Genomic DNA, 22,811 nt, shown 5'->3' with positions numbered 1-22,811 from the left:
CAATCTATATTTTACGCCGCTATATACGTGAATAGATTACTGAATCCTTATTTTTAACATAAGTTATTTGGGGCAAGCATTGTTTACGTTAGTCTTGTAAATCCAAAACAGCAAATTGCGTTCTGTAGTAATCCACTTTAAATGTATATACTGGATTTGGGAAGCTGGCGTATTTATCCTTGTTGGCCACATATAATGGATGCCGTGAAAATGATATATTAGAGGATCCCGAAGGAGAATAAAGCGCTTTTACTAAGACAGGTCTTCCAAAGATTGAATCGGGCAACAGAACTTCGCGTTTAGCCCTGATTTCAGGCGTAATCTTCAAACCTAATAAACCTTCATAAAACAACCTAAACGCATTGTTTTTACCAAACCCACTGGTACATAAAATTTGTTCAATTTGAGACTCCTTAATTTGATCAATCAGTTCATAATTTAGGATTTCCGGAACTAAATCCGTATCCAATGCAGTATGCCTCAATCGTCGACATTGCCGAATGGTATCACTAAGCGAGATGCGTCCGTGCTGTAAAAAAGACAATACATTTTCCAATACAATAGGTTTTGGCAATAGTTTCGGAAATGCATCGCTCAAAAGATTCCAGATGCTGTTTTTATTGCCATAGAAAAAAGGAATCTTAAAATCACCCGTATTATGCGGATGTATGGTCCCTAAGATTAGCAACCTACTATCCAGTTGGACCGGATAACGATCTAAATATTGATGATCTGTAAACATTAATACGGGTTAAATATTGTAAATCAACATCTTAAATATAGCTATTTTTAAGATAGTCTCCACTCCCTTCGTACAGGTCTCCCCTGTCTTAAAATCCAATTTTATTAATCAGAAGACATGTGTCACAAACTTATCATTATGAAAAGTGATTTTTTATTGATAAATTTGCAATACCATATATCATAAGAACAAAAATCAATAACGTATGTCCCTAAACTTTAAAAATTTCATCAAACATGTTGCGGATAAAAATCCTAATGAACCGGAATTCTTACAAGCTGTTGCCGAAGTAACGGAAGATTTAATTCCCTATATCAATGAAAGACACCCTACATGGAAAGATTTAAAGATTTTGGAACGTATTGTGGAACCAGAGCGTGTCATTAGTTTTCGCGTCACCTGGTTGGATGATAATAATGAAGTACAGGTAAACCGCGGATATCGCGTTCAGATGAACAGTGCTATAGGCCCATATAAAGGTGGTTTACGCTTTTCTCCTACCGTTAACTTAAGTATCCTGAAATTTTTAGCTTTTGAGCAAGTGTTCAAAAACAGCTTAACAGGAATTCCTTTAGGCGGTGGTAAAGGCGGTTCTGATTTTGACCCTAAAGGAAAATCAGACATGGAAATTATGCGCTTCTGCCAAAGTTTTATGACAGAACTATACCGCCATGTCGGTGCCGAAACAGACGTTCCTGCTGGTGATATTGGTGTTGGGGAGCGAGAAGTTGGTTATATGTTTGGTCAATATAAGCGTATCCAAAACAACTTTACTGGCGTACTGACAGGTAAAGGCAAAAACTGGGGCGGATCATATATTCGTCCAGAGGCTACGGGATATGGCTTACTTTACTTTGTTCAATGCATTTTAGAGAGCCTGGATGACGACTTTAACGGAAAGACAATCACGATTTCCGGCGCTGGAAACGTCGCCTATTACGCCGCTGAGAAGGCCATTCATTTAGGCGGAAAGGTTATCACCTTATCGAATAGTACTGGATGCGTACATGACCCTGATGGTTTTACCATTGAAAAACTTACCTACATCAATACTTTAGGTAGAAATATCTCCGATTACCCTAAGAAATTTAAATCAGCCTCTTTCTATGCCGACAAAAAACCTTGGCATTTCCCATGTGATATTGCACTTCCATGTGCTACACAGAATGAATTGGATGGCGATGACGCAAAGATCTTAATTAAGAACGGCTGTAAGTTTGTTGCCGAAGGCGCTAATATGCCTTCAACAGCTGATGCAATCAAAGCTTTCCACAAAGGAAAAGTATATTTTGCTCCCGGTAAAGCAGCAAATGCTGGCGGTGTAGCTGTATCAGGCCTCGAGATGTCCCAAAACTGGATCGGCCAACAGTGGCCATCAGAAAAGGTTGATGCCCAACTCAAAGGTATTATGGAGAATATCCACAAAACCTGTATTAAGTATGGCCGTGAAGAGGATGGTCATGTGAATTACTTAAAAGGAGCAAATATTGGTGGATTTATCAAAGTCGCTTCCGCTATGAAAGCACAAGGTTTGGTTTAAGCCGGTAGCATTAGGTATACTCCATTTTTTAACTTATTTTTGAAACAGTAGACTATAACGAATTTAGTCTACTGTTTTTTTTTATTATCCTATGCGTATTTTAGCTGAACTACCTCACCCCGACTGTAAGATTTCTATTTTTGGTATGAACCAAAAGTTTATAATCAAATTTGAACAAGGCACTTTAGAGCAGTCTTATAAAATTGCGGAAACCGATGTTATCGGAGGTGTTAATGGTGTATTTGAATTACTGGATGAAACCTTTATTAATGAAGTCATTAAACAGTTTGAACAGATGCGCGCATCTTTTATTTCTGCCTATAATAGATATGAATAAAAAGTTTATCAAAACCACGTAAACACCTCAAAAACAATTTATTAAAAATCAAAAACAAAGGATTCCGAATTTTATTCGGAATCCTTTGTTTAAACACATCAGTGACACGTCTTTTGCATAAACACAAATAACACATAAAACACATAAAAAACTGAACAAGAGCAACTTATGTTCTTATAAAGAATATTATTCGGCCAGTAAAACACGTAGTTCTTCGACTCCTTCTCCTGCATTCTTCGCAATACGCACTACATGGGAAGGAACGGAAATTTGATCTGCATTTGGATCTAATAAATAAACTTTACAGCCTGCATTGGTTTCTTGTAGTAACGTTGCCGCTGGGTAAACTTGCAAAGAAGTGCCTATGACCACAAAGATATCCGCCTCTGCTGTAATATCGATCGCTTTCTCTAGGTTCGGAACCGCCTCACCAAACCAAACAACGTGCGGGCGCAACTGTGAACCAAGCTCACAGCTATCTCCCATACGAATCTCATCCGTCTCCATGCGATACACAAAGCGAGGACTCAATGAAGATTGGGCTTTTCGAATCTCACCATGCAAATGCAAGACACACCTACTGCCAGCACGCTCATGAAGATCATCAATATTTTGTGTAATAACCTTTACATCGTACAGGGCTTCGAAATCTACTAGCGCTAAATGTGCAGCATTGGGCTGCGCTTCGACACATTGTTTTCGACGAAGATTATAAAACTCCAACACCAAGGCCGGATCTTTCTTCCACCCAGCAGGGGTAGCTACTTCTTCAATATTGTAACCTTCCCATAAGCCATCAGACCCTCGGAAAGTTTTTAATCCGCTCTCTGCGGAAATCCCTGCGCCAGTGAATACAACGAGTTTCTTTTTCATGTTTACGTATCGTTTATGAAAGTTATAAATGTCTTCCGTCAAAAACCTGCTTACACCTTCTTTCTTGCGATGCGAATATACATATAATTTTATCTCGTCTTTCCTGTCAACAATGTGCGACCCCGTCAACCATAAAGAGCCTACCCTTCACATCACACCCCAACGAAGTAATGCGCAAAAAAAACAGCCGAATACCTCCCGGCGTTCAGCTGTCGCATTACAAAACAAACACGAATCTATTTTACAAAATACCTATGTTCAATGACCGTTACCTTTTTGCGGTAGTCATTTTTACGTAACAATCCCTTGAGTAAACATTTGCCCATAACACCCCGTGCGACTAATGCTCCGCCAAGGAGCATACCCGTAATCGAAGCCGCCGGATGCCGTACGATATTGGTCAAACTATTACCCACCATTAAACTCCCCGCAAGCACCGAGACAACGCGCTCTGAGCGTTCAATCTCTCCAGCATCGCAGGCTACTTCTATCCTATTTTTGACGTTCTCCAGTGTCGTATCAACAATCCCCATAAAATTAATTTGAAATACTTTTTTTTAACTAAACAACAGCTAAAAGGACCAAAATGTTTTACTATTTTTAAAAAACATAACAAAAAATCAGATAACATGAGAGTTACAAAATATTCAGGTGAAATGGTTCCTTTTGATGTCGACAGCTTAAAAAAATCGCTCACACGATCTGGCGCAAGTAGCGCACAAGTTGAGCTAATATACCAAGATATCAGCCCTAAATTGCACGATGGAATCACTACGCGTGAACTTTACGAACTAGCCTTCGATTCACTAAAAAAACAACGCAACACCTACGCTGCCCGATACTCCCTCAAGAAGGCACTTCGGGACCTTGGGCCCGAAGGCTTTTATTTTGAACAATGGATCGGTAAACTATTTACCGATGATGGGTATCGCACCGTAACCGGACAGGTGATCCAGGGGCACGCAGTAACACATGAAATTGACGTTATCGCTGCTAAAGCAGATAGTCTCCTAGCAATTGAGTGTAAATTTAGAAATGATCCCGATGCTAAGATCTCGGTGACCACTCCAATGTACTTCATGTCACGTGTTAAGGATATTAAAGACAAAGATTTTGTATTCTTTAATGAGAATCGCCAGTTTACAGATGGCTGGCTTGTCACCAACGCGCACCTAACAAGCGACTCTAAAGATTTTGGAAGATACTACCACCTCAATTTACTTTCGTGGGATTACCCCGAAAAAACGAGTATTAAAGAGCGAGTAGACAACAAAGGTCTATATCCAATAACTTGCCTCACGACACTAAGCGATTTAGATAAAGGCCAGCTCCTTCGTCGCGGTTGTATCTTGGTAAAAGATCTGGTGAATGGTCCCGATTTTCTTCAACAAATCGAGCTGAAAAACGAAAAGAAAGAAGAAGTCCTACGGGAAGCGCAAGAGCTCGTAAACACACCTGTAGCGAGAGCTTAGAAATTTTTATCACACTGTTTTTCAGTAATTTTGATAGAAAAATAATTGTTCATAACTAAATTTCTTTTTTCAAGAAAAATTCACTATATTAACTTCGTTATAAATTTAAATTAGATTAGTTATGAAAAAAGTGTCGTTATTATTTTTATCAACGCTTCTTATTAACTTCGTACAGGCAAGCCAAAAACATATAGCAACTGCAGTACATAAAGAATCACCTGCCATGGTCATTGGTATTGGTGTTGTCTTGCTACTCGTTGTCATCATTGTGTTAGTGAGGAGACAGAAGAGAAGATTCAATGATTGATAAAACAAAAAAGGTTGTCGAATAGTTCGACAACCTTTTTTGTTTTATGATTATTCGGCTCTCTTCAGACCAAATTTTTCTATTTTATGATACAGGTGACTACGCTGTATGCCTATCTCGTCTGCTGTTTTTGACACATTCCAACCGTGTTTATCCAACTTGAATGTTATGTATATCTTCTCCGCATGATCTTTATAATCTTGGAACGATTCAAAACGATCTAAATCTAACGTTTCTTGACACTCACGATCTATACCGCTGTTCGTCGGCCCCGTTGGGTTAGCATACAACTGCACATCTTTATCCGTGATCTTCTTATCACTCAAAATCACAAGTCGTTCCACCATATTACGCAATTCGCGGATATTCCCACTCCATGGAAGCTTCTTCAAAGCTGCCATCGCATCTTTTGTTATCTCCTTGGTCGGTACATTATATTCGCTACAAATCTCTTCACAAAAACTAGAGGCAATTAAAGGAATATCGTCTTCTCTTTCTTTCAACGACGGCACATGTATCAAAATAACGCTCAAACGGTGGTACAAGTCCATCCTAAAATTACCCAACTCTATTTCCTTTAACAGGTCCTTATTGGTTGCCGCAATTACGCGCACATTAACTTCGATCTCTTTTTCGCCACCGACGCGTGTAATACGATTTTCCTGGAGCGCACGTAACACTTTTGCTTGCGCAGAAAGACTCATATCACCAATCTCATCTAAAAATAGTGTGCCGCCGTTCGCTTGTTCGAATTTACCGATACGCTGCTTCACCGCCGATGTAAAGGATCCCTTCTCGTGTCCAAAAAGCTCTGATTCAATCAACTCCGAAGGAATAGCCGCACAGTTGACTTCAATTAAGGATAAGCCTGACCTATTAGATTTATCATGAAGCCAACGAGCAACGAGTTCCTTACCCGAACCATTTTCTCCAGTCACCAAAACACGGGCTTCTGTTGGCGCAACACGATCGATGGTTTCCTTTACCAAATTAATACCAATCGACTCCCCTAATATTTCCTTGGTACGCTTTACCTTTTTCTTTAAAACTTTCGCTTCTTTGACCAAGGTTCCTTTTTCCAGCGCATTACGAACGGTAATTAAGAGCCGATTTAAATCTAACGGTTTTTCCAAGAAATCATAAGCCCCTCTTCTTGCTGCCTCCACCGCAGTCTCAATGGTACCATGTCCCGATATCATAATAAAAGGGGACTCCGAGATCTCCTGAGCAGCGGTCAGCACCTCCATCCCATCCATCTTATTCATCTTAATATCGCAGAGAACCAGATCTATCTTCTCTTTTTTGAGGATTTCCAGTGCGTCCACGCCATTGTCCACGTCAAGGACTTTATAATCTTCATACTCTAATATATCACGGAGCGAACTACGGATAGGACGTTCATCGTCGATAATCAGGATTGTTGCCATAAATTTTTTTCTTGGTGATAAAGTAACAAAATAGGAAAATAATGAGACAAAACATAAGAAAACGTAACAAGAAATATCCACAATTAAGATATACGTTACAGTTTCGTCAGCTACATTTTTTTGTTGAACGACCGCTAAGAGGTTCTCGTAAAAGAATAAAAAAAGAAGCAAACCTTGTAAGCCGGGTTCTGTATCCTTTGCAGGATTTCTATCATTTATCTAGGCTTGCATTCACACACAAGCTCCATCAACCTACCCATTGTATATGTTGCACGCAACAGAAGACGAGCAGCCTTCGAATTATACAACCTATTTGGTCTTTCAACACACGAGGTTTACCGTAATGCATGTTACCATACAAGACCGTGAGCTCTTACCTCACGTTTTCACCCTTACCATATTGCTATGGCGGTATATTCTCTGTGGCACTTTCTGTCACTTGCACCAGGCAAGTGCCTTCCCGTTAGGAAGCGTGTCGCTCTATGTTGCCCGGACTTTCCTCTCCTCTCAAAGAGCAGCGATAGAACCAGTTTGCTTCGCTACAAAAATAGTCTTTTTTTGATGGATTTTGGTTACTAGAAGATAAAATCCTTACGCTTCCAGATTAAGACACCAGGACTTTCAACCAAGCTAATATGAATCAACACCTTAGCTAAATCTGTTGTTGAAATAGGTGCATAGTCCCGAAATAAACCTATTTTGGAAAACGCAGCACTCGCTTTCCCCATAAACACCTCCACGGCGCGAGTGGATTCCGGGCGAAGAATTGCAGCGGGCTGCACGATACGAAGTTTAGGAAATCCTAATCCACGAACCATGTGATCGAGCTCTCCCTTCATTCTGCTATAAAAGAAGGGTGATGTTGCTTTGGAACCGATAGCCGAAAGCAACACAAAACAAGACACTCCTATATTACGACAATACGCAGCAAAATTAAGCTGATAATCATAGTCCACACGCCAGTGTGCCTCCTTCGAGCCCGCATCTTTTAGCGTGGTTCCCATACAGGAATACGCGATATCGGCTTCTTGAAAAGCATCGTTAAAAATATCGGGACTGGTAAAGTCTACAATGACCTCCTTTAGCTTAGCGTGTGGCGCAAAAAAAGGACGTCTAGTAAGTGCAATGACCGTATCAAAACGTTCATCAGCTAGCAAAGCTTGTATTAAAGCTTTTCCTGTCGCACCGGTAGCGCCTAAAACAACAGCTTTCATAGTTTTTCCTTAACGTACCTCAATAACTGTACCTTCTTCGATGGGATGCGACACACAAATCAAACATTGACCATTTTCCACTTCTCGATCTGTCAACACTTCATTATAATCCATACGCACCGCACCTGAAGTACATTGCGATACACAGGTACTGCACATACCTGACTTACAGGAATATGGTAATTTAATCTTATTCGCTAAACCAACATCCAACACCGTTTTATTATACGGAATGGTCAGGTTGTATTCTTCCCCTTGAAACCGGAGTTTAATATCATAAGAGGTCATATCCACAGGTTCCTCGTCCCGCTCGTCCTCATCCTCTTCTTCTTCAGGAAAATGAAACGTTTCTTTCCGAATATCAGCATCCGGGAATCCCATTCCCAATAATGTAAATCGGACAAGATCCATATAAAAAACCGGCCCACAGGTAAAGAAAAGCGTATTTCCATGTTCTGGCATACGTGCACACACCAATTCAATCAGAAAATCCCGATTTAAGCGGGCTTTCAATAAATTCTTTGTATTGGAAAAAATCCAAACAATCTCTAGGCGATCGGGGTACGCCTGTTGCCATTGTTGCAATTCATCATAAAAAACAGTCTGCGGAATTGAACTGTTGCTATAAATGAGTACGACCTTAGTATGTCGCTCTTTAACAAGAGCTGTTTTCAGAATTGAAAATAACGGCGTAACCCCCACTCCTGCTCCAAATAAAAAAACAGTCCGTTGTATGTCTTCCACAGGCTCATAATAGAAAAGCCCCTGCGGATCCATTACATCGATAACATCGCCCACTTTTGCTTCATGATGCAGGAGTCTTGAAATCTCTCCATTATCGACACGCTTCACCGTAATTGCAAGAGGTTCATCTACATCAGGCGAACTGCTAAAAGAATACGAACGACGAACCTCACGCTCGCCAAATGTAAAAGATAACGTTAAAAACTGACCGGCTTTATACGTCGGATATTCTCCGGTAAGATCCTTAAATGCAATGGTGACATTATTATTCGGTTGATATGTTATACTGGAAATCTCAAATTTGTGCATGTTCTAAAATTACTTTATTTCACCAAAAAAGTCAAATAGATAGCTTCTATAGGCCATAAAAAAACCTGACAACAAACTGTTGTCAGGTTATATCTTGAAAACGTAACGCTAAAATTAAAGTTTACGTTTAACTTCTACTTGTTCGTATGCTTCTACGATATCTCCAACTTCGATGTCGTTGAAACGGTCGATATTCAAACCACACTCGTAACCTTGCGCCACTTCTTTGACATCGTCTTTGAAACGTTTCAAAGAGGCTAGTTTACCGGTATGAATAACAACACCGTCACGAATCACGCGGATATCATTATTTCTGTTGATTTTACCTTCACGAACCATACATCCGGCAATGGTACCCACTTTCGAAATTTTGAATGTTTCGCGAATTTCAACTTCAGCAACGATTTTCTCTTCGAATTTCGGCGCCAACATACCTTCCATAGCTGATTTCAACTCTTCGATTGCATCGTAGATAATCGAGTACAGACGGATATCAATTTGTTCGTTCTCCGCAAGTTTACGTGCATTTTGTGTTGGACGTACTTGGAAACCGATAATGATCGCATCCGAAGCAGAAGCTAACAATACGTCGGATTCAGAAATCGCACCCACTGATTTGTGGATAATATTAACCTGAATTTCGTCTGTCGATAGCTTCAATAATGAATCGGATAATGCCTCGATAGAACCATCCACGTCACCCTTAACAATAACGTTAAGCTCTTTAAAGTTACCGATAGCCAAACGACGACCGATCTCATCCAAGGTAATGTGTTTCGTTGCACGCATACCTTGCTCACGCTGTAATTGTAGACGTTTGTTGGCTACTTGACGTGCTTCAGACTCGCTTTCTAATACATAAAGTTTATCACCAGCAGTCGGTGCCCCCGACATACCTAAGATCTGTACCGGAATAGATGGTCCTGCTTCTTTCACACGCTCACCGCGCTCATTGGTCAAAGCTTTCACTTTACCAGAGTGTGAACCAGCTAGGATTGCATCCCCAACGCGAAGCGTTCCACCTTGTACAAGTACTGTTGTCACAATACCACGACCTTTATCTAAAGCAGCCTCGATTACAGAACCTACAGCACGTTTCTTAGGATCCGCCTTTAATTCTAGTAATTCAGCTTCTAATAATACTTTTTCTAATAATAGATCAACGTTCTCACCAGTCTTCGCTGAAATCTCTTGCGCTTGGAATTTACCACCCCAATCTTCTACCAAGATATTCATCGCCGACAGTTGCTCCCGAATACGATCTGCATTCGCACCCGGTTTATCCACCTTAGTAAATGCAAATACAATCGGTGAACCTGCTGCTTGCGCATGGTTGATCGCTTCTTTTGTTTGTGGCATCACCGCGTCGTCCGCCGCAATAACAATAATAACGATATCCGTTACCTTCGCACCACGTGCACGCATCGCCGTAAAGGCTTCGTGACCCGGTGTATCCAAGAACGTAATTTTCTTTCCGTCATCCAGTTTTACAGCGTAAGCACCAATGTGCTGCGTAATACCACCGGCTTCACCTTTGGTTACATTAGCTTTACGGATATAATCCAGTAAAGATGTTTTACCGTGGTCAACGTGTCCCATCACCGTAACAATCGGCGCACGAGAGATTAACGTATCTTCGTTATCTGGTTCTTCAAGTTCTGTTACCTCCTCATCTTCTGGTTTGATAAACTCTACTTGGTAACCAAATTCATCAGCAACGATACTCAACGTTTCTGCGTCTAAGCGTTGGTTGATCGAAACGAACATACCTAAGCTCATACAGGTTGAGATTACTTGCGTAACCTGAACATCCATCAAGTTTGCCAATTCATTTGCGGTAACGAATTCCGTTACACGTAATATTTTGGATTGTGCCGCTTCCTCCAATGCTGCTTCTTCAGCGGAAAGCGCTATATCATCTCTCTTTTGGCGACGTAGTTTAGCACGTTGTGCAAACTTACCAGACTTACCTGCACCGCTTAAGCGCGCAAGTGTTGCCTTGATTTGGTCTTGGATTTCTTTGTCCGAAGGTTCTTCTTTCGGTGTGTTATCCGTTTGTCTACCTCTGCCTTTGAAGTCAGGGCGTCCTTTTCCGTGTGCGTGCTGCTGCCCGCCCGGTCTGTTCTGCTGGCCGCCTCTATTGAAACCACCACCGGTTCCGCCACCTCTATTACCGCCTTCTTGCGGTGTACGTTGCTGTCCATCAGTAGCTCCAGGGCTTACTGGTGTGTTCGGTTTGTTCGAACGCTTACGCTTGCGCTTGTTGTCGTTATTAGCATTAGACGATGATGCAACTGGTTTGCTAGATCGCTCTACTGGTAACTGGATCTTACCAATTACCTTTGGTCCAGCTAACGTTTCAGAGCGTGCGCGGATAACATCATCCTGAGGCTCTGGGGTTGCTGAACTTTTCTTTTCCTGAACAGGGTTGTTTACTACAGAAGGTTCTTTTTTCACTTCTATCTTGGGTTCTGGTTTAATATCCTCTTGAACAGGTGGCTTCACAGGCAACTGTTTAGGTTCTTCTTTTACTATATTTTCTTGTGTTTTCGCTTCAACAGCGGGCTCAACAGTTTTTTCTACAACAGGCGCTGGAGTCTCTACCTTCACTGTTTCTTTCACAGGCTCAGGAGCTGGCGCCGGCGTTGGTTCTGGTGTAACTTCAACCTTAGGAACCACCACTTCCGCCTTCACTTCTTCTTTCTTCTCTTGTGGTTTTTCCTCTACCTTTTTCTTACCACGGTTTAAACTGTCAAGATCAATTTTACCAACCACCTTCAAAGGACTACTCACTTCGTCATCCTTCTTCGGTTCTTCCGTTTTAGATTCCGCTGTAGGAAGTGGAGCCGCAACTACGGGCTCAGCCGCTGGTTTCTCAACCTTCGCGCTCTCCGTTGTTTCGGAAACACTTTCCTTAATATCTTCTAAAGCGTCAGTCGGATTTGCTCCACCTGTTCCAGCAGTAGACTCATCACGACGAATCTTGCCAATAACAATTTGCTTAGCTTCGTCTTTTACGATTTTGTCTCCTTGAAATTCTTTTAGAAGAACAGCATACATATCTGGAGCTAACTTAGTGCTCGGCTTTGAATCAACATCAAACCCTTTCTTCACCAAGAAATCAACAGCGGTACCTATTCCAATATTAAGTTCTTTTGCTGCCTTTAGCAAGTTTACGCTTTTTCCTTCTGTCATCTATTATTTACCTTCTAATATTTAGTACTACAAAAATATGTTTTTTTACACTGAAAAAACAATTAATGCGCAATTGTTTTTTCTTCATGTGTACGCCCCTGTCGTGATCAAAAAAACACATGCACCTTGTTTGTCGTTCTGTACACCAAATTTAATGCATGCGTTTTTCTGTAAACAAAACGCGTTTCGACGCTTATTCAAACTCAGCTTGTAAAACGCGGATGATATCCAATACGGTATCTTCCTCCAAGTCTGTACGTCTGATTAATTCTTCTGCTGTCAATGAAAGCACCGATTTTGCTGTGTCAAGACCTACGCGTTTCAGCTCGTCAATGATCCAGCTATCGATTTCATCGCCGAATTCTTCGATATCCACATCCTCCTCAACCTCATCGTTCTCACGGTACACATCAATCTCATAACCAGTTAGTTTACCAGCCAATTTGATATTATGCCCACCACGACCGATAGCCAAAGAAACCTGATCTGGCTTCAAGTAAACGGCTGCCGTATTGTTTTCATCATCAATTTTGATCGATGAAATACGCGCAGGACTCAAGGCACGGGTGATATATAAAGAGTGGTTTGAAGTAAAGTTAATTACGTCAATATTCTCATTACGTAACTCGCGAACGATACCGTGGATACGTGATCCTTTCATCCCCACACAAGCTCCTACCGGGTCGATACGGTCATCGTAAGATTCTACCGCTACCTTAGCACGCTCACCTGGTTCACGAACGATTTTCTTGATTGTAATCAAACCGTCAAAAATCTCTGGCACCTCTAGTTCGAACAAACGCTGCAAGAATTCAGGCGCTGTACGTGAGATAATGATCTTCGGATTGCTGTTCATCATATCCACCTTGTGCACTACGGCACGGATGCTATCACCTTTCTTGAAGTAATCCGCAGGGATCTGTTCTGTTTTCGGAAGAATAAGCTCATTGCCATCTTCATCCAACACCAAGATCTCTTTTTTCCAGATCTGATACACCTCCCCAATCACCAACTCACCTTCGCGGTCTTTGTATTTCTTGAAGACTTCGTCTTTCTCTAATTCCAATACTTTAGAGACCAATGTTTGACGAGCCGCTAAAATGGCACGGCGACCAAAACTCTCTAAGGTAATCTGCTCGATATAGTCGTCACCCACCTCCAAGTCTGGATCATACTGATGTGCTTCAGCTAGCTCGATCTCTAAGTCATCATCTTCCGAGAAACCATCTTCCATAACCACACGTGTTCTCCAGATCTCTAAGTCACCATTGTCCGGGTTCACGATAACATCAACGTTCTCATCTGTACCAAAGCGCTTCCGAATCATACTACGGAATACTTCTTCTAAAACCGTAATAACGGTTGGACGGTCGATATTTTTAAAATCTTTGAACTCCTGGAAGGAGTCTATCAAATTGATATTGCTGCTCATTTTACTTAAATGAAATTAACACCTTTGTTTCTTTTATATGTTCTAGCGGGATCTCTACTTCCTCGAGGGTTGCTTTTTTCCCTTTTTCTTTGCTCTTTTCTTCGATAACAATCGCATTGTTAGAAGCGGAAACCAATTTACCTTCTCGCTTGGTGCCATCTTCCATTTTTATACGAACACTACGTCCGATATTTTTCAGGAATTGGCGCTCCAATAACAAGGGCTGATCTAAACCAGGTGAAGAAACCTCTAAGCGATAAGCACTGTCGATTGCATTCTCTTCTTCTAAGTGAAAACCTACGTGACGGCTCACTTTCGCACAATCCTCAATAGCTATACCTTGATCTCCATCAAGCAAAATTTCTAACAAACCATTTCCGTGCATCTTAATGCGCACAATAAATAAATCCGCTCGATCGGCAATTTTCTCTTCTACCAGCTGTTTAACACGCTCTTCTATTTGCATAATTATCTTATAAAGAATTAAAAAAGGGGGCATAACATGCCCCCTCTTCTTCAGATAATACAAAGGTAAACATATTTTTTTAAACAAACAAATCTGCCCTTATTTATTATCTACAACCGAATTAATGGTCTTTTGCATCTGACTCATCATCGCTGTCAATGTCTCCATCGTTGGCTCCGGATTCGGCTCTGGCATCTCGGTACTTATATACGCTTTGGCTTTCCACACCTCAATGATGTCATTAGACTCCACCCAGTATGGATCGTAATTGCGGTTATCGGACACCAGCTTTAAACCCTTATCTTCTTTAAATTTGAAAGCTACACGTTTATATACAACACCATCCTCTTTGGAAACTATTATATAGGTCTGTCCAGCCTTTATATCATGCCAATTCTCTACATACTCCCCAATGATGATACTACCAGAAGGCAGTGGCAACATCGAGTCCCCCTTAATCTCAAAAGCACGATAGCTCCCTTGATTAAACATCGGCAATGAAAATTTCGGCAACTCCGCTACATATTCCGGATCACCGTATCCATTCAAATAACCGGCACTGGCTTTCACGGGTACCAGCTCAATGTTTTCCCTATCGTTTCCATCGACCGTTACACTCAATACACGAAGGTTGGATGCGTTGCTACGCGGTGTCGGTTTCCACTTCTCGTTAATCTCATCATTCGCCAATTCATCCATCGATAACTCATAAAACTCAGCGATCTTCTTTAATAACTCATATTTCGGTTCTGCACGATCCTCTTCATACGCGCCGACAGACGCGCGTTTTATCTCCAAGGCCTCCGCAAACTGTTGTTGGGTAAGTCCTTTCTTTTTTCTTAGATACTTAAGGTTTGATGCAATGTTTGACATAATTTTTCTAAATATTTTTGAAATACTAAATTAATTAGTAATATTGTGCCAATAAAATTAGTAAATATAATTGTGTTCACCAAATATATTAGCAGCATTTAATTCAAAACAACATGGAAAGAAATATCGTATATATACTGACAGACAGCAATCGTGCTTATTTAGAAGTAGGACAATGCACCGACATTGTGACACAAATTAATGTGATCAAAGATGCGAAATCTGCTTTATTTCCAAACGCCGCTAAGCTCACGAACTTAGTATATATCGAAGTTTTCCAAACCGCCGAACAAGCGCAAGCACGCGCTACGCAGCTACAGCAGTTTACACGCATGCAGCGCGAGAAGCTTATACGCTTAAAAAACCCTAACTGGCTCAACCTTTATCATGGTTTTATTCAGGAAAACAAACATCAACCAGCTTCTTTTGCGCAATGCTAAAAATGGGCACATATAAGAATTTACACTGCACCTCTTAACTCCTTTACCCGCTCTTGCTGGCGCGAGCCTGTGGCTCGTGTCCCTACTACATCATAAATACCTTAGGTTCGCCATGACCATAGAATAAAAAAAGTCGTTGTTTGCGCATTACACGAAACAACGACCTCAACAACCTTATCCTTTTAACTCACTAATCTAACTCACTATCCGAATGTTGGACTACCAACCCGGCGTAAAGTTTAATCCAAAGGTTCCAAATTTTGTGCGCGACTTCACAAAAGGCACCGCATAATACGGCTCCAGGATCATCGCTCCAAATAAATTCACCCGCAAAGAAATACCTGCACTAAATACGGGCACCTTGTAATTCTTGTCTGGCCCCATAATAAGATTGCCATTCGGATCATGCATCTCCTGACCATCTTTATCCAGCTGCGGCACTTGCGGTCTTTTATCTGTACTACCGACGATTTTATTTCCTTTATTCCATGCCAAGCCCGCATCAAAGAAAAGGTTCAAATCGGTAAACAAGAAATCAGACTTCACGGCAGCAAGCTTTTCAGGCCCGGTAAATGGCAACCTTAACTCTATATTTCCAACAGCCATACGTGACCCCATCAAATCGTTTATCGTCACATCTCCAATATTTTCGCCTGAGATATTATCATATCCACGTATCAAATAAGGATAACCGATATACAAACGATAAAGCTGCTGATCATCTTTTCCGGTACGCATATACGAATAGGCTCTAAAGGCCAAAGTCACAGGTTTAAATCTAAAATATTTACGCAAGTCTATATTGTATGCTGTCAGCGTATAATCACCAAAATATTGTTCCACACCCAATCTATAGCGGAATCCTTCAATCGGTGCTGCCATACCAAAAACAGAACGGTCACCAACAAAACCGGCATTCACTTGCTGCACAAAGAAAGAATTAAGGTTAGCGCCCAACATCTCTCCAGCTAGTTCATTTGATATCTTTTCTCGTGTAGCATAGTAAGAAGAACGCCCCTGGCTCCACCGATCAACGCGATAGCTATATCGGGCTAAAGCCGCCCCCATCTCCACACGATGATTTCTATTAAACGGATACGCTACAAATGCCTCCGCCTGTTGCTGGAAACTACGAATCAAGTAGGTATCCAGCACATACTCCTGCCCTTGCCCCGTTATGTCCCGTATATCATACATGCTAAACGAAGAGAGATACGGAATATGTGAAATCGCACCACCCCAGTTCCATCTGTTCTTTTGGTTTATATACGCTACCTGACCTCCGAAATCGTAGATCTCGCCGTTAATATTCAAGGTCGAATAGATCTGGTTGTAGCCTAAAATATCCGAGAATATTCCAAAGATCCCGCCAGACATTCCCGCGCCATAGCGGGAACCGACCGTCATACCGACACCTGAATTCGCTAGATAATCAAGTTTAAATTTAGAACGATATGGAACAGGATTAATCTGTCCATCCCCAATCCTTGCATACGAATTGAAATTCTGCAAATTTGTATTCACCACGTTCACCCCACGGTTAACATTGGGCGGCAACATTGCAGCAGTAAAGTCGCTCACGCTAGCATCGATACCTTTCGGTGTAAAATCTTCCGCTTTTGCTTTATAAATATTGTATTGATTTCCTTTGAAATATGAATAGACGATATCATCATGCTGCGAAATGCTCATCGCTGGAGAATACTCCGTAATACCACTAATCCCGGTAAAATAATCGGTAAGCTGCTCCACACCTTTTGTTGACACATTATAGCGGAACATATTACGATAACCATCCCCATTGGATAGGAAATAGATAAATTTATCACTGCCAGAGAAGTGTGGATTTAAATTATTTGCCCCTGGAAACACATCGATATTGGTTATAATCTTAGTCTCCAAATCAATAACGGCCAACCCCATCGGAATATCTACCGATCGAGAAGCACTTTCATAGGATACGCGATCGGTACTAAACACGATCTTCTTTCCATCGCCCGAAAAACTAGGCTGAAAATCAGAATACTTATCATGCGTCAGCTGCTGTAGTTCTTTCGTCTTAAGATTATAAATATAGATATCACTATGCCCATCCCGCAAGCCCGAAAAAGCCACCCGATCACCATCTGGCGCAAAGGTAATATTAGTAAACTCCACAATATCCCCCATAGCTTCGACAGAAAGCGTTTTCCCTGTCTCCACATCAATTGTCATGAGCTTATTCTTACCGGCACTAAAGACACTAAATGCAAAGCGCTTACTATCGGCCGAGAAATCTCCCGCCGACTCCAAGTAGCTAAATTCATCGATATCCTTGTTTGTCGTTCGGCTTCCTAGCTTTCGAATAATTCGTCCGGTTTTGGCATCCGCCAAAAAGAGGTCAATACTAAAGAGATCCTTCTCCGACATAAATGCAAGGAAGCGCCCATCTCTGGATATCGCCGGGGCAACATTCATACGTCCACCATTTTTAGCCGTGATCAACGCTTGTCCGATCGGATTCGAAACCGTGTCTTTCCCTAAGCTTTTAAAAGTCGACTCCATACTGTTACGCCATAGCGTAGACATGGTCTGTGCATCGTAACCAAAGACACGACGCATAGCCATTTCGTACCCATACTTTGCCGTCTCCATAAATAACGGCATAATCACCGTATCCCCATAGGTAGCACCCACATAGGCCCAAAAAGCCTGTCCGTAGCGATACGGAAAATAGCTGTACGATTGTTCTGTCAGTTGTTTGAGCGAGGGAATATCCTGTCGCGCATAGGCATCACGCATCCACATCGCTGTAAAAGCATCTTTCTTACCGATGGATAAATATTCCGCCATACCTTCCACCATCCAAAGCGGAATATTAGCTACACTTTCCAAGCGCGTGGTATCGCGCCCTTCCATCAGTATACGATACTGAAAAGCGTGGACCAACTCATGGCCAAGTACATGTCGCGTTTGCTGATTGATTTGCATCACCGGCATCACAACACGTTGCTTGAACGCCTCAGTCACCCCACCTGTCCCAACACCAATCTCACCTGAGATTGCCGTTGTCTGTTGGAATTCAGGGTGATTATTATAAATAATTAATGGATTTTTACGTAAAAAGGTATCTTGGAATACCTGCTGATGCATTTCATACCACACCTCTGCTTCTTTTGCCAAGCGGCTGGTCATGCTATCATTCTTAAGGTAGGAATACATTTCGAAGTGAGGCGTTTCCAAAACCTTAAAATTGAGCTTTTTATACCTCATCTTGTTTTGCCCAAAATACTGCCCCTGCACTAAATTTGGCAAGAGCGCTAGTAGAAAAACACCAAGAAGAGAATAGCAGTACTTCTTAAAAAAAACAGCGAGATTTACATCCATAATTGAAGATTAAATTTCACTAAAAATAGAAATTTTCAGCAAAATTTAAAACTCATTTTCAGATATTTCCGGTAAATTAGGTAAAGTTTCACTATCTAGTTCACCCATGGGCTCTTCCACCGTATCGGTACTATCCACTGTAGTTGATTCTTCGTAATAAACACTATGACAGGTATAGTTTTTAGTGATCTTAACTTTAGGATCAGGGAACGGCCCCATAGTCACCCCTAAATTCGGATGCTTATACAGTTCTTCCATAAACTTCCCGTAGATAGGCAATGCTGTCTTAGACCCTTCACCGCTGGCTGAATTCTTAAAGTGTATACTTTGTTCATCACAACCAACCCAGACGCCAGCAATCAGATCTTTAGTTACCCCCATATACCATCCGTCCACATAGTCAGAGGAAGTTCCCGTCTTCCCGCCGATTTGGTTATTGTTCTTAAACAAATCCCATTCCCACAGCGCTTGTGAAGTACCGCGAGGCTCTTCAATGGTACCGCGCAGCATATAACTCATCAACCACGCATTCTCCGGTGTTACGACCTGTTTTTGTTTCGGCTCAAATGAAGCAATCAATTTTCCCTCGCTATCGTAGATCTTTGATACCAAGATTGGGTCAATTGTTTTGCCTTCATTCATAAACACGGCATAGGCCTTTACCATCTCATATACCGTTACATCATTAGAGCCCAACCCTACAGAAGGAACAGACTCCAGGTGACTACCAATCCCTAAGCGGTGCGCCATCTCAACGACTTTATCCCAGCCCACATCACGCGTCACCTGCGTGGTTATGGTATTTAAAGAGCGTGCCATCGCCCAACGCAACGACATGGAACGATGTGAAAAATTCCAATCTGCATTTTTCGGCTCCCAAACCTCTTTTTCTCCCTTTTTATTGACGAAATCTATCCGTACCGGAATATCATCGTACGTATCACACGGCGACATCCCTTGTTCTAGCGCTGTTATATAAACAAAAGGCTTAAATGTAGAGCCTGCCTGCCGCTTCGCTTGATTTACGTGGTCAAATTTATAATGCTTGTGATTGATCCCACCAACCCACACTTTAATTGCCCCCGTGTTTGGATTCATTGCCATCATCCCCGTGTTTAACATCGTTAGATAGTGCTTCAACGAATCCATGGTCGACAATTCTTTCTCTTTTTCACCATCCCAGGTAAAGACAGTCATCTTCTTTGGACGGTTCAGCTCCCGGAACACAGAATCTTCGTTTTGATACTTCTTCATCAACTCGGCATAGATAGGCAATTTACGCACACGGTCCTCTAGGAAGTTAGGTATTACCGCACCACTCTTATCCCGCCAAGGAAGCTCACTGCCCCATGTATTATCCAACCGGCGCTGTAGATCCCTCATGTGCTCATCCGCCGCAGCCACTGCAATCTCTTGCATACGAGAATCGATCGTGGTATAAATTTTAAGTCCGGCTGTATAGATATTGATATTATTCTCTTCCGCCCATTTTTCGAGCCACCGCTCTACCGCGGTACGTAAATAGGAGTCATTGTTCCCTCCCGTTTCTTGTGTATTCGCATGTAAGTTCAACGGTTGCTTCGCAAAAGAAGCCATCTCCGCAGCGGTAATAAAACCTTCTTTTTGCATTTGGGATAATACAACATTCCGACGCTCCAACGATTTCTCGGGATTCCGAATCGGATTGTACAACGTTGTTCCTTTCAGCATGCCGACTAAAACAGCTGCTTCAGGCACCGTAAGGGCATTCGGAAGTTTATCAAAATAACGAACAGCGGCAGATTTTATACCATACGCGTTATTTCCAAAAGAAACCGTATTGAGGTACATGGTCAGGATTTCATCCTTACTATATTTAGATTCCAGCTTTGCAGCGGTCATCCACTCCTTAAATTTTGTGATTATAATCTTAACCCCCGGAATACGCCCCAGCAGCCCCTGCGCTTGTGTATAGCGCGTACGGTACAGGTTTTTTGCGAGCTGTTGTGTGATGGTGCTGGCCCCTCGTCGGTCTCCTTTTAAGGTAGAAACGGCACTTGAAAACAAACCAATAAAATCGACACCTTGATGTTTGTAAAAACGGACGTCTTCGGTAGCAATTAAAGCATCTATAATATTTTTCGAAATACTATCATAAGGCACAGGATCTCTATCTTCTTCAAAATAACGACCTATTAAGACGGAATCTGCGGTATATACTTCAGAGGCAACATTCAATGAGGGCATGATAATGTCTTGTTTGGTAGGTGAATACCCAAACAATCCCAAAAAGTTCAATTGAACAGCACAAATAAAAATAATTAGGCTATAAATAGCGATAACAAAAAATCGCAGGTATTTGTTTTTAACCCGTTTAAACATGGCGTAAAGATGGAAATTGTTTTCCAAAAAACCGTCATCCCACCGCAAAAAACAAGTATCAATAGTAAATATTAACTATATTTAACATTTGCTATAAAGCTCTTAAAACCTGTATGTAAAATCGGATTAAATTAGTGGAATGGGTATATATATGCGCACAAAAAACGTACCAGTTTAATAATTTAATTTATTTAAGTATTTTTACCTAGATAAGTAACTGAAGATGTTAAAACAGACTTTACAACAAAAGCTATTACAAAAGCTTTCGCCACAGCAAATACAGTTTATCAAACTCTTACAGGTACCCACGGTGTCTTTGGACGCCCGTATTAAAGAAGAGCTTGAAGAAAACCCTGCGCTCGAAGATGGAAGCCTTGCCAACATGAACGATCCCGTGGAGGAGTACCCCGACCGAGATCCGGATGAGCAATTCAATGAGGAGTCTGGCGAATTTGATGATGAGTTTACCGTCGACGAATATATCCAAGAGGATGATTACAACGATTACTCCAGCAATTACGGAAATGATGACGACGAAGATAAAAAGGAAATGCCCATCGCTGTGCAGGATTCTTTCTTCGAATCGCTACAGAACCAACTGGACCTCTTAGCCTTATCGGATCGCGACTACCAGATCGGACAACAGATTATCGGTAGCTTGGACGACGATGGTTACTTACGCCGGTCTACCCTCTCTTTGATTGATGACTTAGCCTTTTCGCAAAATGTCGACGTCAATGAAAATGAAGTGGAAGCCGTCCTGAAAGTTATACAAGACTTTGAACCATCGGGAATTGGGGCTCGTGACCTACAGGAATGCTTACTGATCCAATTACATCGAAAAGATACCGCAAATCCGATCATTAAACAGGCTATACGCATTGTAGAAAACTACCTGGAAGAGTTTACTAAAAAGCATTACGATAAAATTGAGAAGCAGCTGGGTATAGATTCTGCAGAGCTAAAGGATATTATCAATGAAATCTTAAAATTAAACCCTAAGCCGGGAGACTCTGGTGCTTCTGCGGGTAAGCAGCTGCATATCATTCCAGATTTTCATATCACGAATAATGACGGTGTCTTACACTTAACCTTAAACAGCCGAAATGCGCCCGAGCTGCGTGTATCACGTTCTTACCAGGAGATGTTTGAACATTATGAGAAAGCAGAGAAGAACGATAAAAAGATGAAAGAAGCGGTTCAGTTTGTCAAACAAAAACTGGATTCAGCAAAATGGTTTATCGATGCGATTAAGCAACGCCAGCAAACACTTTTAAAGACGATGAATGCCATTATGGAATACCAATATGAGTATTTCTTGACCGGCGACGAAAGACTTCTTAAACCGATGATCCTAAAGGATATAGCCGACCGTATCGAAATGGATATTTCAACGGTATCACGGGTAGCGAACTCTAAATATGTACAGACCGAGTTTGGAACCTTCTTACTGAAGTCATTCTTCTCAGAAGCTATCCAAACCGACTCCGGCGAAGAAGTATCAAACAAAGAGGTGAAAAAAATCCTAGAGGAATGTATCGCTAATGAAGATAAGCGTAAACCTCTGGCAGATGAAAAATTGACCGAAATCTTAAAAGAAAAAGGATATAGTATTGCGCGCCGAACGGTAGCGAAATATCGGGAAGCGATGAACATCCCTGTGGCTCGACTACGTAAAGAACTGTAGACAAGCGGCTTTACAACTTATTTCTT

17 protein-coding genes and 1 other RNA gene are annotated in these 22,811 nt (G+C 41.6%); 5 read left to right on the top strand and 13 right to left on the bottom strand.

All coding sequences use genetic code 11. The annotated features are described in order from the left end of the window. Positions 1–88: 88 nt before the first annotated feature. Positions 89–742: a hypothetical protein gene (locus tag B9Y69_RS04040; RefSeq protein ID WP_085471692.1), complete on the bottom strand. Its 654-nt coding sequence runs from the start codon at positions 740–742 to the stop codon at positions 89–91. Between the two features lie 205 nt (positions 743–947). On the opposite strand from B9Y69_RS04040, the gene gdhA reads away from it, so the two are divergent. Then, positions 948–2,282, top strand: coding sequence for an NADP-specific glutamate dehydrogenase (gene gdhA / locus B9Y69_RS04035; protein WP_085471691.1), 1,335 nt, complete (start codon positions 948–950; stop codon positions 2,280–2,282). A gap of 91 nt (positions 2,283–2,373) precedes the next feature. Then, entirely contained in the window at positions 2,374–2,619 is a 246-nt protein-coding gene (locus tag B9Y69_RS04030; protein WP_085471690.1) for a hypothetical protein, read from the top strand. 186 nt (positions 2,620–2,805) lie between these two features. Here the strand turns inward: B9Y69_RS04030 and B9Y69_RS04025 are convergent, their stop codons facing one another. Together B9Y69_RS04025 and B9Y69_RS04020 are read right to left on the bottom strand one after the other, a co-directional pair. Next, a complete protein-coding gene (locus B9Y69_RS04025) occupies positions 2,806–3,492 on the bottom strand; it encodes an SIR2 family NAD-dependent protein deacylase (protein WP_085471689.1) in 687 nt (228 codons plus the stop codon). Positions 3,493–3,728: 236 nt separating this feature from the next. Continuing rightward, complete coding sequence (locus B9Y69_RS04020; RefSeq protein ID WP_085471688.1) at positions 3,729–4,025, bottom strand: YgaP-like transmembrane domain; 297 nt, start codon at positions 4,023–4,025, stop codon at positions 3,729–3,731. Positions 4,026–4,121: 96 nt separating this feature from the next. Between B9Y69_RS04020 and B9Y69_RS04015 the strand changes: the two genes are divergently transcribed. Beyond that, entirely contained in the window at positions 4,122–4,964 is an 843-nt protein-coding gene (locus tag B9Y69_RS04015; RefSeq protein WP_085471687.1) for an ATP cone domain-containing protein, read from the top strand. 357 nt (positions 4,965–5,321) lie between these two features. On the opposite strand, the gene B9Y69_RS04005 is transcribed toward B9Y69_RS04015, so the two are convergent. The 8 genes from B9Y69_RS04005 to B9Y69_RS03970 form a co-directional block, all read right to left on the bottom strand. After that, complete coding sequence (locus tag B9Y69_RS04005; protein WP_085471995.1) at positions 5,322–6,698, bottom strand: sigma-54-dependent transcriptional regulator; 1,377 nt, start codon at positions 6,696–6,698, stop codon at positions 5,322–5,324. Positions 6,699–6,859: 161 nt separating this feature from the next. Continuing rightward, positions 6,860–7,235, bottom strand: an RNA gene (gene rnpB / locus B9Y69_RS04000) — RNase P RNA component class A. A gap of 38 nt (positions 7,236–7,273) precedes the next feature. Further along, positions 7,274–7,912, bottom strand: a complete 639-nt coding sequence (locus B9Y69_RS03995; protein ID WP_085471685.1) for an NAD(P)H-binding protein — start codon at positions 7,910–7,912, stop codon at positions 7,274–7,276. A 9-nt stretch (positions 7,913–7,921) separates the two neighbouring features. Then, on the bottom strand, positions 7,922–8,965 hold the full coding sequence (locus tag B9Y69_RS03990) for a ferredoxin--NADP reductase (RefSeq protein WP_085471684.1): 1,044 nt from the start codon (positions 8,963–8,965) through the stop codon (positions 7,922–7,924). 114 nt (positions 8,966–9,079) lie between these two features. Beyond that, a complete protein-coding gene (infB, locus tag B9Y69_RS03985; RefSeq protein WP_085471683.1) occupies positions 9,080–12,160 on the bottom strand; it encodes a translation initiation factor IF-2 in 3,081 nt (1,026 codons plus the stop codon). 193 nt (positions 12,161–12,353) lie between these two features. Continuing rightward, positions 12,354–13,592 carry a transcription termination factor NusA gene (nusA, locus tag B9Y69_RS03980; protein ID WP_085471682.1) on the bottom strand — a complete coding sequence of 413 codons (1,239 nt, stop codon included), beginning with the start codon at positions 13,590–13,592 and terminating at the stop codon, positions 12,354–12,356. 1 nt (position 13,593) lies between these two features. Further along, positions 13,594–14,058 carry a ribosome assembly cofactor RimP gene (rimP, locus tag B9Y69_RS03975; RefSeq protein ID WP_085471681.1) on the bottom strand — a complete coding sequence of 155 codons (465 nt, stop codon included), beginning with the start codon at positions 14,056–14,058 and terminating at the stop codon, positions 13,594–13,596. 99 nt (positions 14,059–14,157) lie between these two features. Then, a complete protein-coding gene (locus B9Y69_RS03970; RefSeq protein ID WP_085471680.1) occupies positions 14,158–14,931 on the bottom strand; it encodes an XRE family transcriptional regulator in 774 nt (257 codons plus the stop codon). Between the two features lie 113 nt (positions 14,932–15,044). Here B9Y69_RS03970 and B9Y69_RS03965 point away from each other — a divergent pair, with 113 nt between their 5' ends. Beyond that, the gene (locus B9Y69_RS03965) at positions 15,045–15,371 is read left to right on the top strand and encodes a GIY-YIG nuclease family protein (protein WP_085471679.1); all 327 of its coding nucleotides are present in this window, start codon (positions 15,045–15,047) and stop codon (positions 15,369–15,371) included. 219 nt (positions 15,372–15,590) lie between these two features. Here the strand turns inward: B9Y69_RS03965 and B9Y69_RS03960 are convergent, their stop codons facing one another. Together B9Y69_RS03960 and B9Y69_RS03955 are read right to left on the bottom strand one after the other, a co-directional pair. Next, positions 15,591–18,623 carry a peptidase MA family metallohydrolase gene (locus B9Y69_RS03960; RefSeq protein ID WP_234991079.1) on the bottom strand — a complete coding sequence of 1,011 codons (3,033 nt, stop codon included), beginning with the start codon at positions 18,621–18,623 and terminating at the stop codon, positions 15,591–15,593. A gap of 159 nt (positions 18,624–18,782) precedes the next feature. Next, complete coding sequence (locus B9Y69_RS03955; RefSeq protein WP_394365775.1) at positions 18,783–20,963, bottom strand: penicillin-binding protein 1A; 2,181 nt, start codon at positions 20,961–20,963, stop codon at positions 18,783–18,785. Positions 20,964–21,321: 358 nt separating this feature from the next. On the opposite strand from B9Y69_RS03955, the gene rpoN reads away from it, so the two are divergent. Then, positions 21,322–22,785, top strand: a complete 1,464-nt coding sequence (rpoN, locus tag B9Y69_RS03950; protein WP_085471676.1) for an RNA polymerase factor sigma-54 — start codon at positions 21,322–21,324, stop codon at positions 22,783–22,785. The last annotated feature ends 26 nt before the right edge of the window (positions 22,786–22,811 follow it).

This window comes from Sphingobacterium psychroaquaticum (assembly GCF_900177625.1).
GTDB classification, from domain to species: Bacteria; Bacteroidota; Bacteroidia; order Sphingobacteriales; family Sphingobacteriaceae; genus Sphingobacterium; species Sphingobacterium psychroaquaticum.
The sequence above is the reverse complement of the archived record's forward strand: the minus strand, read 5'-3'. Positions and strand labels throughout refer to the sequence as shown.